At 73.5% G+C, this 13,936-nt stretch carries 12 protein-coding genes; 2 read left to right on the top strand and 10 right to left on the bottom strand.

Going from position 1 to position 13,936, the window contains the following annotated elements:
- Nucleotides 1-191 precede the first annotated feature (191 nt).
- Entirely contained in the window at nucleotides 192-1,280 is a 1,089-nt protein-coding gene (locus ABD944_RS39015; protein ID WP_345186349.1) for a Zn-dependent alcohol dehydrogenase, read from the bottom strand.
- A 69-nt stretch (nucleotides 1,281-1,349) separates the two neighbouring features.
- Nucleotides 1,350-1,541, bottom strand: coding sequence for a ferredoxin (locus ABD944_RS39020; protein ID WP_345186353.1), 192 nt, complete (start codon nucleotides 1,539-1,541; stop codon nucleotides 1,350-1,352).
- Nucleotides 1,542-1,778: 237 nt separating this feature from the next.
- Between ABD944_RS39020 and ABD944_RS39025 the strand changes: the two genes are divergently transcribed.
- Nucleotides 1,779-2,435, top strand: coding sequence for a class I SAM-dependent methyltransferase (locus tag ABD944_RS39025; protein ID WP_345186399.1), 657 nt, complete (start codon nucleotides 1,779-1,781; stop codon nucleotides 2,433-2,435).
- A 52-nt stretch (nucleotides 2,436-2,487) separates the two neighbouring features.
- Here ABD944_RS39025 and ABD944_RS39030 read toward each other — a convergent pair whose 3' ends face one another.
- From ABD944_RS39030 to ABD944_RS39065, 8 genes are all read right to left on the bottom strand, one after another.
- Nucleotides 2,488-3,603: a prenyltransferase gene (locus ABD944_RS39030; protein WP_345186356.1), complete on the bottom strand. Its 1,116-nt coding sequence runs from the start codon at nucleotides 3,601-3,603 to the stop codon at nucleotides 2,488-2,490.
- Complete coding sequence (locus ABD944_RS39035; protein WP_345186402.1) at nucleotides 3,593-4,354, bottom strand: class I SAM-dependent methyltransferase; 762 nt, start codon at nucleotides 4,352-4,354, stop codon at nucleotides 3,593-3,595. Before ABD944_RS39035 ends, ABD944_RS39030 begins: the two co-directional genes overlap by 11 nt.
- Nucleotides 4,355-4,397: 43 nt before the next feature.
- Nucleotides 4,398-5,681: a glycosyltransferase family 4 protein gene (locus ABD944_RS39040; protein WP_345186360.1), complete on the bottom strand. Its 1,284-nt coding sequence runs from the start codon at nucleotides 5,679-5,681 to the stop codon at nucleotides 4,398-4,400.
- 28 nt (nucleotides 5,682-5,709) lie between these two features.
- The gene (locus ABD944_RS39045) at nucleotides 5,710-6,945 is read right to left on the bottom strand and encodes a cytochrome P450 (RefSeq protein ID WP_345186371.1); all 1,236 of its coding nucleotides are present in this window, start codon (nucleotides 6,943-6,945) and stop codon (nucleotides 5,710-5,712) included.
- A 36-nt stretch (nucleotides 6,946-6,981) separates the two neighbouring features.
- Nucleotides 6,982-8,253: a cytochrome P450 gene (locus ABD944_RS39050; RefSeq protein ID WP_345186382.1), complete on the bottom strand. Its 1,272-nt coding sequence runs from the start codon at nucleotides 8,251-8,253 to the stop codon at nucleotides 6,982-6,984.
- Between the two features lie 159 nt (nucleotides 8,254-8,412).
- Nucleotides 8,413-11,274, bottom strand: coding sequence for a hypothetical protein (locus ABD944_RS39055; protein WP_345186385.1), 2,862 nt, complete (start codon nucleotides 11,272-11,274; stop codon nucleotides 8,413-8,415).
- 75 nt (nucleotides 11,275-11,349) lie between these two features.
- Nucleotides 11,350-12,339, bottom strand: a complete 990-nt coding sequence (locus ABD944_RS39060) for an MBL fold metallo-hydrolase (protein WP_345186389.1) — start codon at nucleotides 12,337-12,339, stop codon at nucleotides 11,350-11,352.
- Between the two features lie 98 nt (nucleotides 12,340-12,437).
- A complete protein-coding gene (locus tag ABD944_RS39065; RefSeq protein ID WP_345186392.1) occupies nucleotides 12,438-13,598 on the bottom strand; it encodes a steroid 3-ketoacyl-CoA thiolase in 1,161 nt (386 codons plus the stop codon).
- A gap of 210 nt (nucleotides 13,599-13,808) precedes the next feature.
- Between ABD944_RS39065 and ABD944_RS42645 the strand changes: the two genes are divergently transcribed.
- A partial coding sequence (locus ABD944_RS42645; RefSeq protein WP_486303775.1) for an SCO2583/SCO2584 N-terminal domain-containing protein occupies nucleotides 13,809-13,936 on the top strand: 128 nt, incomplete at its 3' end.

The following is a 13,936-nucleotide window of genomic DNA, read 5'->3' on the forward strand; positions in this document are numbered from 1 at the left end:
TACGCGTCCGGAACCCACCCCCGCCCCGACCATGCGACAACCCGGGAGCCGCGATCGCGTCCGAAGGCAGATTCGAGCGAAGCGAGAATCTGATCGCGCAGCGAGCCGCCAAGGCGAGACGGAGCGATGCCAGCGATCGCCTGCTTTTTCGACGATGGAGGGCCCTCCGGGCCCGAAGGAGGAGAAGAAAGCTAATCGAACACGACGACTTGGCGGATGACTTCGCCGTTGGTGAGGGCGCGGACGGCGTCGTTCAGGTCCTCGAAGCCGATCCGGCGGGAGATGAGGCTGTCGATGTCGAGCTTCCCGGCGCGCCAGAGGTCGATGAACAGGGGGATGTCGCGCTTGAGGTCGCAGCCGCCGTAGAGGGACGGCTTCAGGCTCTTGCCGTCGAACAGCAGCGCGAACGCCGTCTGGCTCCACTCGTCGTCGGCGGCGCCCGCGCCCACCACGATGACGTCGCCGCCGCGCCGGGTCGTGTTCCACGCCGTGGTGATCGCCGCGGACTTCCCGACGACCTCGAAGGTGTAGTCGAAGCCCGCGCCGCCGGTGAGGAGCCCCTTGGTCTGCTCCAGGTCGTCCAGGGTGGCGGTGTGGGTCGCGCCGAACTGCTTGGCGATGGGGTGCTTGGCCTCGTTCGGGTCGATCGCCAGGATGGTCGACGCGCCCGCGATCTTGGCGCCCTGGATGACGGAGAGCCCCACGCCGCCCGCGCCGACCACCGCCACCGTGGAGCCCGGCGTGACCTTGGCCGTGTTGATGACGGCGCCGACGCCGGTGGGGATGCCGCAGCCGAGCAGGGCCGCGTACTCGAACGGGATGTCCTCCGCGATCTTGATCACCCCGCGCCGGGGGAGCACGATCTCCTCGGCCCAGGTGCCGGTGCCCGCCATGCCGAACGCGGGGCTGCCGTCGCCGAGCGTGAAACCGGGCTCGGAGAACGACTGCGCGAGGTAGGTCATGCACAGGTACGGCTCGCCGCGCAGGCACTCGGCGCACTCGCCGCAGTCGGGCGTCCAGTTGACGACGACGTGGTCGCCCGGCCGGACGCCGGTCACCCGGTCGCCGACCTCCGCCACGACGCCCGCGCCCTCGTGGCCGATGACCGTCGGCATCGCGGACGGCAGCACGCCGGTCATGGTGGACAGGTCCGAGTGGCAGACCCCGGTCGCCTTGATCTTGACCTTGACCTGGTCGGGACCCGGATCGATCGTCGAGACGTCGTCGCGCAGGTCGAGTTCCCTGTCGCCGACCGCATGCAGTACCGCGGCGCGTGCCATGGCTGCCTCCACTGTGCCTGAGCTGTTGCCGTCTGGGGTGGGTGAACGGGGACCGGGGGCAGCCGCCGGCTACTCCTCCAGCGCCAGGGCGGCCTTCGGGCACGACCGCACCGCGTGGCGGACGCGGTCCTGCTCCTCGGGCGGGACGTCCGGCCGCAGGATCCGCAGCTCGTCGTCGTCGTTGAGGTCGAAGACCTCGGGTGCGAGCCCGACGCACACGGCGTTCGCCTCGCACACCAGAGGGTCGACTCGTACTCTCATCGCTCTGCTCCGTTCGGGGGACTCACCCGTCAACCTACCGAATAACGTTCGGAAACGGGTGGCTCACCTCGAAAGTAGAACACGTTCCAGTCTGCTCCGGCAAGACTCCGCGTGAGACTCGCGTCTCATCCCGGCGATGTCGGATATGGTGCCCGGACGGAGGAGATCATGACCCACACCAAGGCGTCCACCGCACCGGGGACGACCAGCGAAGGCGCACCGCCCTCGGCGGCGCCGATGCCCGCCGAACTGCTGCGCGCCGCGCGCAGCGCCCGGGGCTTCATGCCGGACGGCGAGGGCCTCGCGCTGTACGAGACGGGGCTGGAGTACGGCGGCCGCCTGGCCGGGACCGGGCCCATGCTGGAGGTCGGCACCTACTGCGGCAAGTCCGCCGTGTACCTGGGGACCGCGGCCAGGGCGGCGGGAACCGTCCTGGTCACCGTCGACCACCACCACGGCTCGGAGGAGAACCAGGCGGGCTGGGAGCACCACGACCCGTCCCTGGTCGACCCGAGCACCGGCCGGATGGACACCCTGCCCAAGTTCCGCAAGACGATGGCCGCCGCCGGGCTGGAGGACGAGGTCGTCGCCATCGTCGGGCAGTCCCGCACCGTCTCGGCGTTCTGGCGGACGCCGCTGGCGCTGCTGTTCATCGACGGAGGCCACGCCGAGGAGCACGCGCAGGGCGACTACGAGGGCTGGACGCCGCACGTCGCCGTCGGCGGGGCCCTGGTGATCCACGACGTCTTCCCCGACCCCCGCGAAGGCGGACGGCCGCCCTACGAGCTCTACCTGCGGGCGCTGGCGAGCGGCGCCTTCGAGGAGCGCCGGGCGGAGGGCTCGCTGCGCGTCCTGGAGCGCGTCAGCGACGCCGACCCGCTCACGCCCGCCTGACCGGCGTTCCCGGCCGCCCGGCCCGGGTGGCCGGGCGGCCGGGGGAGCCCGGTCAGGCGCGGTGGGCGGCCGCGACGAGCGCGCAGCCGCACGCCAGCGGGTCGGACGCCTCGGACGGGCCGAGGGGCCGTCCCGCGATCTCCTTGAAGAGCCGGGAACCGGGGGAGGCGTCCGCCAGCGCGTCCGCCGCCAGGATCACCGCCGCCGCCGTGTAGGTGGAACGGTCCCCCGGGAAGTGCCGCTCGTTCTCGAACTGCCAGCCCGTCCAGTACGAGCCGTCCTCGTGCCGGAGGTGCTGGACGGTGGTGAACAGCTCCAGCGCGCGGTCGCGGTCGCCCGAGGCGTCCAGCGCCAGCACCAGCTCGCAGCTCTCCGCCGCCGTCACCCACGGCTGGTCGGACACGCAGCGGCAGCCGAGGCCCGGCACCACGAAGGTGTCCCAGGCCTCGTCGAAGCGGCGCGCCGCGTCCGCGCCGCGCACGGGGCCGCCGAGCACCGGGTAGTACCAGTCCATCGACCAGCGGCTCTTGTCGGCGAACGCCTCCGGATGCGCGGCGACCACGTGCCCGAGCTGGTCGGCGGCGAGCTCCCAGTCCGGCTGGTGCTCGCCGAGCCGCTCGGCCAGCGCGACCGCGCAGCGCAGCGACTGGTAGATCGACGAGCAGCCGGTCAGCAGCGCGTGGTCGGACGGCTCGCCGCCCTCGTGCCGGATCCAGATGATCTCGCCGCGCCCGGTCTGCAGCCCGAGCGTGAAGTCGATCGCCCGCCGGACCGCCGGCCACATGCGCCGGGCGAAGTCCTCGTCCCCGGTCGTCAGCAGCTCGTGCCAGACGCCGACCGCGACGTAGGCGGCGTGGTTGGACTCCCCGCCCGGCTCGGTGACCTCGCCCAGCACCCATTTCGCGGGCCACGACCCGTCCGGGCGCTGGACGCCGCGCAGCCACTCGTAGGCCCGCCTGGCCTCGGCGCCGAGCCCGGCGGCCGACAGCGCCATCGCCGCCTCGACGTGGTTCCAGGCGTCCACGTGGCCGGGGACCCCGTGCGTCGGCGAGAACCACGGGATCGCGCCGGACGCCTCCTGCTGCGCCGCGATGCTCCGCGCCGTGGCGACGACGTCGTCCGCGGTCAGGACTCCGGGAACCGAGGGCGGGGCGGTCTCAGACCGCATCCGCCGTCTCCCGGGCCGGGGCCGCCGGCGCGTCCGGCGCGGCGGGCTTGGCGAAGTAGACGACGACGCTCTTGCCGATCAGCGGGTTCATGACGCGCTCGGCCAGCCGGGTGGCGAGCGGCCGCTTCATGATGTCCCAGACGAGGAGCTGGTGGTAGGCCTTGGCCAGCGGGTTGCCGTCGTTGTCCACCCCCACCGCGCACTTGATCCACCAGTAGGGGGCGTGCAGCCCGTGCGCGTGGTGGTGGCCGCCGACCCGGAAGCCGACCGACTTCAGCTTGGCCTCCAGCTCCGCGCGGGTGTAGATCCGCACGTGCCCGCCGGGGGCGGTGTGGTAGTCCTCCGACAGGGCCCAGCAGACCCGCTCGGGCAGCCAGCTCGGCACCGTCACGGCGAGCCTGCCGCCCGGCCTGAGGACGCGCAGCAGCTCGCGCATCGCCCGCATGTCGTCGGGGATGTGCTCCAGCACCTCCGACGCGACGATCGCGTCGAAGTGGTCGTCGGGGAACGGCAGGTCCAGCGCGTCGCCCTGCACGGTCTCGGCGGTCGCGTCCTCGGGCACCTGGCCTTCGAGGCGCATCGCCCCGAACATCTTGTCGACGCCGGACAGCTCGCCGGCGTCCTGGTCGAAGGCCACGACGTGCGCACCCCGTCGGTACAGCTCGAAGGCGTGCCGTCCGGCGCCGCATCCCATGTCGAGGACGCGGTCTCCAGGGGAGACGCGGAACCGCTGGAAATCCACGGTCAGCAGGGTCGTGCTCCTTCCGATCAGAGGGCGTCCGCGGGACGCTCCCTCACTTGCCCTTGCGCGCGGCTAGGCGCCGGTAGTTCTGCTGGGTGATGGCGGCCCGGTAGTGCTCCACGGTGGCCTGCGCCACGGCGGGCCAGGCGAACCGCGCCTGGACGCGCGCGAGGCCGGCGGCTCCCATCCGCGCACGCTCCTCGGGGGAGTCGTGCAGGCGGTGCAGGGTCGCGGCCAGTTCCTCCACGTCACCCGGCGCGACGAGGATCCCGGCGTCGCCCACGACCTCGGGCAGGGCGCCGGCGCGGCTCGCCACGAGCGGCGTCCCGGACGCCATGTGCTCGACGGCGGGCAGCGAGAACCCCTCGTAGCGCGACGGCACGACGGCGGTCTCCGCGGACGCCAGCAGCTCGCCCAGGTCGCCGTCGCTGATGCCGCTGACGAACCGGACCCGCTCGCCGAGCGCGAGCTCGCGCACGAGCCGCTCGGTCGGGCCGTCCTTCTGCGGCCGGCTGACCACGACCACGTGGACGTCGCGCTCGGTCGCGACCTTGGCGACCGCGCGCAGCAGCACGTCCACGCCCTTGATCGGCGCGTCGGCGCTGGCCATCGCCACGATCCGGCCGGGGACGCGCTCGCCGCGCGGGTGGAAGATCCGGGTGTCGACGCCGAGCGGCAGGATCTCGATGTCGCGCGGGTCGACCTTGAAGTCCTTGACGATGTCGACCTTGGAGGACTCCGACACCGTCAGCACGGGCCCGATGCGCCGCGAGACCTGCGACTGCATCCCGACGAACCCGTACCAGCGGCGCTTGCCGAGCTTCTGCTTGAGGCCGCGGGCGGCCTCGATCTCGATCCGCCGGTCGACGCTGATCGGGTGGTGGATGCTGGTCACCAGCGGCAGCCCCAGCCGGGAGATGCCGAGGTTGCCGACGCCGAGGACCTGGTTGTCGTGCACGACGTCGAAGTCGCGGCGGCGCTCGCGCAGCAGCCGCAGCGCGCGCAGGCTGAAGGTCAGCGGCTCGGGGAAGCCGCCGGTCTTCATGTGCGCGAACTCCAGGACGTCCAGCCAGTCGCGGAACTCGCCGAGGGCCGGGGTGCGGAACGGGTCCTCGTCCCGGTACAGGTCCAGGCTCGGCAGCTTGGTGAGGGTGATCTCCTCGCGGTCGAGCTCCGGGTACGGCTGGCCGGAGACGACCTCCACGGCGTGCCCGAGGTCGACCAGTTCCCGGGTCAGGTGCCGGAGGTAGACGCCCTGGCCGCCGCAGTGCGGCTTGCTGCGGTACGAGAGCAGGGCCACCCGCAGCGGACCGCTCGTCTCGCCTGCCTCACCCACGCCATCCCCTGCCCACGCACCACTCCCGTCAGTCGAGGGACGCCGGACGCACCCGTACCGGCATCTCCTTTACGCCGTTGATGAAACTAGACCTTAGCCTGCGAACGTTACCGTTGAGTTCAATATTGGGCATGGTGTCCAAGAGTGTTCCGAAGAGCACACTCAGCTCAAGCCGGGCGAGATGGGAGCCCAGGCAGAAGTGCGGTCCGCCGCCGCCGAAGCCCAGATGGGGGTTCGGGTCCCGGCCCACGTCGAAGCGGTACGGGTCGTCGAACACCGTCTCGTCGCGGTTGGCCGAGGAGTAGAACACCACGACCTTGTCGCCCTCGGCGATCGCCCGGCCGCCGATCTCGGTGTCCCGGACGGCCGTGCGCCGGAACATGTTGACCGGGGTGACCCAGCGGACGATCTCGTCCGCCGCCGTCCGGACCAGCGACGGGTCGGCCCTCATCCGCTCCCACTGCTCCGGGTGCTCCAGGAGCGCGAGCATGCCGCCGGAGGCCGCGTTCCGGGTCGTCTCGTTCCCGGCGACCGACAGCAGCAGCACGAACAGCTCGAACTCGTCCCCGGTCAGCACCTCGCCGTCGGCGTCCGGCTGGAGCAGCCGGGTGACGATGTCCTCGCGCGGGTTCTCCCTCCGGGCCGCCGCCAGCTCGTTGGCGTAGGCGTACAGCTCGGTCGCCGCCTGCTGGCCCTCCTCCGGCGTGCGCTGGAAGTCGGGGTCGTCGCCGCCGATCAGCGTGTTCGACCAGTGGAAGATCTTCTCCCGGTCCTCGGGCGGGGCGCCGAGCAGCTCGCAGATCACGTACAGCGGCAGCGGCGCCGCCAGGTCGCGGACGAAGTCGGCCTCCGGCCCGCGCTCGGCGGTCTCGGCCACGAGGCGCCGGCAGATGTCCCGGATGTGCTGCTCCAGGGCGCCGATCGCGCGCGGGGTGAACCCCCGGTTGACGATGCTCCGCTTGCGCGAGTGCTCCGGCGGGTCCTGGTTGAGCATCATCATCCGCTGCAGGACGAGCTGGTCGTCCGGCGTCTCGTGGAACAGCGCCAGCCGCTGCCACGACGAGAAGAGCTCCGGGTGCCGCGAGACGTGCACGACGTCCTCGTGCCGGGTGACCGCCCAGAACGGCGGGTGGCCGAGGGCCGGGTCGCCGTGGTGGCGGTACACCGGCTCGTGCTCGCGCAGCCATGCCAGCTGCCCGTGCGGGACGCCGCTGTGCTCGTACGCGCCGGGGTCGACCAGTTCGATGTCGGGGGTGGTGGTCATCGCCTCGAACCTCCTCGTCCGGAGTGATGGGCGCCGTCAACCTCCCAGCGGGGCCGATGGCGTGAAACGCACCGGGATCTCCTTGTAGCCGTTGACGAAGTTGGACCGCAGGCGCCGCGGCTCGCCCGCGAGCCGGATGTCGGGCATGCGCTCCAGGATCGTCTCGAAGATGATCCGCAGGTTCATGCGCGCGAGGTGCGTGCCGAGGCAGTAGTGCGGGCCGCCGCCGCCGAAGCCGATGTGGGGGTTCGGGTCGCGCGCCACGTCGAAGGCGAACGGGTTGTCGAAGGCGCGCTCGTCGCGGTTCGCGGAGCCGTAGAACATCACGACCTTGTCGCCGGCCTTGATCTGCTTGCCGCCGATCTCGGTGTCGACCAGGGCCGTCCGGCGGAACTGGTTGATCGGGCTGACCCAGCGGACGATCTCCTCGACCGCCGTCGGCAGCAGGCTCCGGTCCTCCCGCAGCCGGGCCCACTGGTCCGGCCGCTCGAAGAAGGCGATCATGCCGCCCGCGGTGGCGGTCCGGGTGGTCTCGTTGCCCGCGATCGACAGCATGATCACGAACAGCTGGAACTCCTCCAGGCTGATCCGGTTGCCGTCGGCGTCGGGCGTCAGCAGCTTGGTCACGATGTCGTCGCGCGGCGTGGACTCGCGCGCGGCGGCGAGCTGCCCGCCCCACTCGGCGAACTCGGCGGCGCACAGGGTCGACTCCTCGCGGCCCCCGATGAACTCTGGGTCGTTGAACGCGACGAGCTTGTTCGACCAGTGGAAGATCTTCTCCCGGTCCTCCATCGGGGCGCCGAGCAGCTCGCAGATCGTGTAGAGCGGCAGCGGCGCGGCGAACCGCTCGACGAAGTCGCACTCGCCGAGCGGCGCCGCCTCGTCGATCAGCTCGTTGCAGATCTTGCGGATGTGCCCCTCCAGCCGCCCGATCATCCGCGGGGTGAAGCCCTTGTTGACCATGGAGCGCAGCCGGGTGTGGTCCGGCGGGTCCTGGAAGAGCATCATCTGCCCGTACATGGCGATGTCGTCGCTGGAGAACTCCTCGAACATCGAGGTGCGCTCGTGCGAGGAGTACGGGTCGGCGCGCCGCGACACCGACACCACGTCCTCGTGCCGCGTGATGGCCCAGAAGCCCGGCACCCCGTCGTTCGGATCCGGGTGCCAGTGGACGGGGTCGTTGTCGCGCAGCCACTGGAACTGGCGGTGCGGGATCCCCCCGCGCTCGTAGACGCCCGGATCGATGATGTCGATCTCGGGTGCCCGGAAGGGCCGGGCGGCGGAGAGGGGGGACGTCGCGAGTGCCATGGAGGATCCTTCGTGCCGGGGTGGAGACCACACGAGGCGAGCAGGCCACAGTGAGCGCTTGCTTGCTGCACTTACCTAGAACAGGTTCTAACATGAGACTCCAGTCTCATCAAGAGTCCCGCCGGTGAGAGTGATCTGCGTCGCACCCGGAACGGAGGATCACAGCCCCAGTTCGCGCCCCCCGGCGTCCCACCACGCGACGGCCGCGTCCACGTCCAGGCCCGTGACCCAGAGGTCCTCCGGGTTCGCGGGCATCAGGGGCTGCCGTAGCGCCTCGTCGCGCTGCCACGACCAGGTGTCCCGGGCGTGCTCGCCCGTCTCGGGATCGGCGTAGAGCGCGGCGACGTCCGCGGGGAGCCGGGCCAGTTCCTTCTCGCGCCCGACCGTGAACGGGTAGCCGTAGGCGGCGGACGCGGCCGCGGAGACCGGCAGCCCCGTGCCCTCGGCCAGGCGCCGCACGGCCGCCACGTCGTAGGGGGCCGGGCCCCGCTCGTCCAGCAGGCGCAGGTACCGCGCGATGCGGTCCGCCCCGCCCCAGCCCTGCGGCTTGGGCGGATTCCGGTGGTGCCAGCCGGGGAAGGTGAAGTCGCGGAAGACGCCGTCCGGCGAGTACTCGACGGCGTAGGACTCCTTGTGCGGACGGGCCTGCCAGGAGAGCACCACCATCGCGCCGTTCGGCGTCCGCCAGATCTGCCCCTCGGGGTCCTGCGTGGCCTGCGCGCCGAACCACAGCCGCCGCCACCGGCCGCTGCCGTCGCCCCAGGGCGTGCCGCCCCACGCGCCCAGCAGGTCCGCGGCCTTGGCCCGCTGGTACGCGGCCCGCCACGGCAGCGCGGCCAGCAGGGCCTCTCCGCCGAGCGTCCCGAACGCGAAGTACACGCCCCGCGCGCCGGTGGGCAGGTCGATGCGGCCGAGCGGATGGGGCGTGTCGTAGGCGGGCCCGGTCTCGGCGGCCTCCACGAGGACCTCGGCGAGGTACCGGACGGCCGGGCGGCGGTAGCCCAGCCGCCCGGCCCGCAGGCCGCCGACGGGGCGGATCCGCTCCGGCAGGCCCTCCGGCGGGGCCAGGCGGAGCGCGTCCCGCACGCGGAGCACGTCGAGCAGGCACGCGGCGGCCCGCAGCACCAGCTCCGCCACGCCTTCCAGCAGCCGCGCGTCGGTGATTCCGGGGAGGACGCGGCCGAGCTCGGCGTCCAGCTCCCGCCGGTGGACGAGGGCGGCGTCCACCAGGCGGACCGCGCCGTCGCGGGTGAGGCCGCGCAGCGCCGCCGAGCCCTCGGGGTCCGCGGCCGGCAGGTGGGGCCAGAAGCCGGGCGGGGGCATGACCGCGTCGCCGCGCTGGGCCGGGGAGTACCGGATCCTGAGGGTCGTCCGGCCCGCGCCGTCGACCAGGCGCAGGAGCCCCCGGTCCAGGATGACCTGCGTCGGCGCGGTCGCGCCCGGGAACGTCAGGGCGACCGCCGCGGGGCTCCGCGGCCACCGCCACTGCCCGTCGGCGGGCACCTCCAGCCGTCCGGGGTCGGGTGCGCGGTAGGTCTCCGCGCGGTTCCCGTTCAGCCGCGAGACGTAGCAGTCGGCGCCGTCGTACCACGGGTAGGTGCCGGTGCTGTGGGGGAGGTCGGCGCGATGGACCGGCCCGGCGGGCCCGAGGACCTCGACGCGCTTTCCCGCGACGCCGAGCGTGAGCAGATCGTCGTGCAGGACGACGGTGACGGGCGAGCCCTCGACGGCCGGGAACCGCAGTTCCTCGGGGAGCCCGGCCCGCAGCGCGCGCCACAGCGCGCCGACCGGATCGGTGATCTCCAGGCCGGCCAGGGCTTCGGCGGCCGGGGTCCCGGCCGCGGCCTCCGCCAGCGGCGCCAGCCGGGGCAGCGCGACCTCCAGGCCGAGGAGGTCGCCCGCCGCGCCCTCCTCCCGCCACCGCGCGACGTCCTCGGAGAGGGCGCGGCGGACCGTCCCCCGCGCCCACAGCGCCCGCATCAGGGACGGGTAGTCGACGTTGTCGTACCGGCCGAGGTCCCGCACGCAGGCGTCCAGCCGCTCCCGCGCGTTCGGGGCGCCTTCGTCGAACTGCGCGAGGAACCGGGGGAGGGCGTCGTCCTCGCCGGTCCAGTGCGGAGCCTGGACCTTCGTGCGGGTGAAGGCGAGGGGGTCTGGTGCGGGACGTCCGACGACCGGGTCGGCGGCCGGGTCGAACCACCGGCCCGGCGCGGGGAACAGCCGGTCGCCCGCGTCCGCGGCCAGGCGCATCAGCTCGCTCGCGGGCTGCGGTCCGGCGGCGGCGAACCAGTCACGCGGCAGTCGCCGCCCGGCCCCGACCAGCCCGAGCAGCAGCAGCCAGCGGCGGTGGTGTTCGGCGCGCGGACCGGGATCGGCGTACAGCTCGCCGTCGGGCCCCGCCCCGATCAGCAGGTCGAGCAGCTCGGGCGTCTCCGCGAGGCGCCGCAGCGCCGCGTCCAGGGCCTCCCACAGCGGCAGCGGCGCCCGGGGCAGCAGCCCTCCGCGCAGCAGCCGCTCGGCGACGAAGTCGGTCTCGTCCGCCTCGCCCACGCCCGCCGCCCGCGCCACCGGAAGCAGGTCCGCGACGACGTTCGGGTACGGGACGACGCCCGCGTCGAAGAACGCGCACACCGCCTCCCGCGCCCAGGCGTGGGCCGCCGCCGCGTCGTCGTGCCGCGCGAGCCGCTTCAGGTGGCCGTGCAGCGCCGACGCGGTGACCGCGCCCAGGGGGACCAGCTCCACCAGCACCCGCTGCGCCCGGGCCGTGTCGGGCGCCAGGTCGAGCAGCCGCGCGTTCGCCTCTTCGGCCTCGCCGGACCTGCCCAGGCAGAACGCGGCCTGCTCGGCGTGGCCCGCTCGCGCGAACGCCAGCGCCGCGGCCGAGAAGTAGTCCGGCAGGGAGGCCGCGGGCTGCCGCCCGCCGGTCCGCAGGACACGCGCGCGTGCCTCCTCCGGCTCGTCCGCCGCGAGCGCCACCGCGCCGCGCAGCTCGTCCTCGTCCTGCCCCGGCATCGTCCGCATCCGCCCATCCCCTCCCGAGATCATCGGCGGGCAGACTAACGTCCCCGGACGACACCGGGCGGCGGATCGGGGACGTCAGCGCAGCACGTACCGGAGGGGGTCGTCGGCGCCGTCGCGGCGGGCCACGCCGCGGGTCTCCAGGGTGCGCAGATGGGCGGCGGCCTCGGCGGCGGCCATGCGGCGGGCCTGCTGGGCCATCTCGGACCACGGGTGCCGCCAGGTGAGGCCGGCGGTGAGGTCCCACAGCGTGACGGGGCGGGGCGACAGCAGCGCCGCCACCTCCGCGAGCCGCTCCTCGTGGTGGGCGATGATCTCGCGGGCGCGGTCCCCGAGCCCGCGGAAGCGGTGCTGGTGGGCGGGCAGGACCTCGGCCACGGCCATGGCGGAGACCTTGTCGAGCGAGCCGAGGAAGTCGCTCAGCGGGTCCACGTCCGGGGTGTCGTAGGGGTAGAGGCCGATGTGCGGGGTGATGCGCGGCAGGACGTGGTCGCCGGTGAAGATGCGGTCGCCGTCCTCCAGGTGCAGGCAGATGTGGCCGGGCGTGTGCCCGGGGGTCCAGACGGCCTGGAGCCGGCGGCCGGGGACGTCCACCAGGTCGCCGTCGGACAGCTCGCGGTCGGGGATCGCGGGCGGCGAGACGCGGGTCTGCTGGGTCGGCCCGGTCAGGTCCGACTCGGCCGCGCCCGCGCGGCGCAGCGCGGTGAGCTCGAACGAGCGGCGCCCGCCCTGGCCGACCTCGTTGAACAGCCGGACGATCCCGGCGTCGGAGTGGTGCATGGCGATCCACGCGCCGGACGTCTCTCGGACGCGCCCGGCGAGGCCCGCGTGGTCGGGGTGGAAGTGCGTGACGACCACGCCGTACACGTCGGCGACGTCGATCCCGAACGTGCCGAGCCCGTCGCGCAGGGCCGTCCATGCGTCCTCGTGCTGCCAGCCCGCGTCGATCAGGACGGGGCCCCGGGGGCTCTCCACCGCGTACACCAGCGTGTACGACAGGGGGTTGTTCGGGATGGGGACGGGGACGCTCCACAGCCCGCCGCCGAGGTCCTCAGGTTCCGGCTGCACCGAGACCGCCTTTCGCGCCTGTCATGGTTCGAAGGCCCCGGCCGCGGCGGCCGGGGCCCTGAGTCCTGCCCTGTCCTGCTCTCCAGGATGCCTGCCGGTCAGATCCGTTCGAGGATCGTGGCGGTGGACAGCGCGCCGCCCGCGCACATCGTGACCAGGGCGGTCCCGGCGTCGCGGCGTTCCAGCTCGTGCAGCGCGGTGGTGATCAGCCGCGCGCCGGTGGCGCCCACGGGGTGGCCGAGGGCGATGGCGCCGCCGTTGACGTTGACCCGGTCCATGTCCGGCTCGTGGACGGACGCCCAGGACAGCACGATCGACGCGAACGCCTCGTTGATCTCGGTGATGTCGATGTCGCCCATGGTCATGCCGGAGCGCCGCAGGACCCGCTCGGTCGACTGCACGGGGCCGTCGAGGTGGTAGTACGGCTCGCCGCCGACGAGGGCCTGCGTGCGGATGCAGGCGCGCGGGCGCAGGCCGAGGGCCCGGGCCTTGTCCTCCGACATCAGCAGGACGGCGGCGGCGCCGTCGGAGATCTGGGACGAGGTGCCCGCCGTGTGCAGGCCCTCGGGACCGAGGACCGGCTTGAGCCTGGCGAGCCCGTCGGCGGTCGTCTCGCGCAGGCCCTGGTCGCGGGTGACCTCGCGCGTCTCGCCGGTGACGCCGCCCTCGGCGTCCAGGACGGGCGCGGTGATCGGGGCGATCTCGCGGTCGAAGCGGCCGTCCGCCCACGCCTTGGCGGCCAGCTGCTGGGAGCGGGCGCCGAACGCGTCGAGGTCGGCGCGGGTGATGCCGCGGCGGGCGGCGATCCGCTCGGCGGCCTCGAACTGGTTCGGCATGTCGAGCGACCAGTCGTCGGGCCGCGGGTTGGCGGGCATGACGTTGCTGCCGAGCGGGGCGCGGCTCATCACCTCGACGCCGCAGCCGATCGCGACGTCCACGACCCCGGCGGCGATCTGGGACGCGGCCAGGTGGACGCCCTGCTGGGAGGAGCCGCACTGGGCGTCGATGGTGGTGACGCCCGCCTGCCACGGAAGGCCGGCGTACAGCCAGGAGTAGCGGCCGACGTGCCCGCCCTGCTCGCCGGCCTGCGTGACGCAGCCCGCGAAGACCTGCTCCACCTCGGCGGCGTCGATGCCGGAGCGCTCGACGGCGGCGTTCAGGGCGTGCGCGAGGACGGCCATCGGCTTCAGGCCCGCGAGCCATCCGCCACGCTTGCCGAGCGGCGTGCGCACCGCCTCGACGATCACCGGGGTACCCATGCGGTCTCCTTCTAGAACGCGATTCGCCTTCGAATGTAACGTGTTCTAACTTTGCCGGGGAAGGCCGGTCCCGGTGAGAGGGATCCGGCGCCGCACGGCACCCGGCGCCGCACCGGTCCCCACGCCGCCGCGCCGGTGGTCGCCCGGCGGGGGCGTCGGCGGCGTCTACTAGCCTGGGCGCACGACGATCCCCCCGCGCCGGAGAGTCCCATGGCCGCAGATTTCGACGAGCCCGTGTTCGACGAGGACTTCGTCAGGAGCGCCGTCTTCACCGAGCCGTCCGCGCGCGAGCGCGCCCGTCCCCCGTCCCGCCGCGAGCGGCGCCGGTCGCGGCGGGC

Origin of the sequence: Actinomadura verrucosospora (assembly GCF_039540335.1) — a bacterium.
GTDB classification, from domain to species: domain Bacteria; phylum Actinomycetota; class Actinomycetes; order Streptosporangiales; family Streptosporangiaceae; genus Spirillospora; species Spirillospora verrucosospora.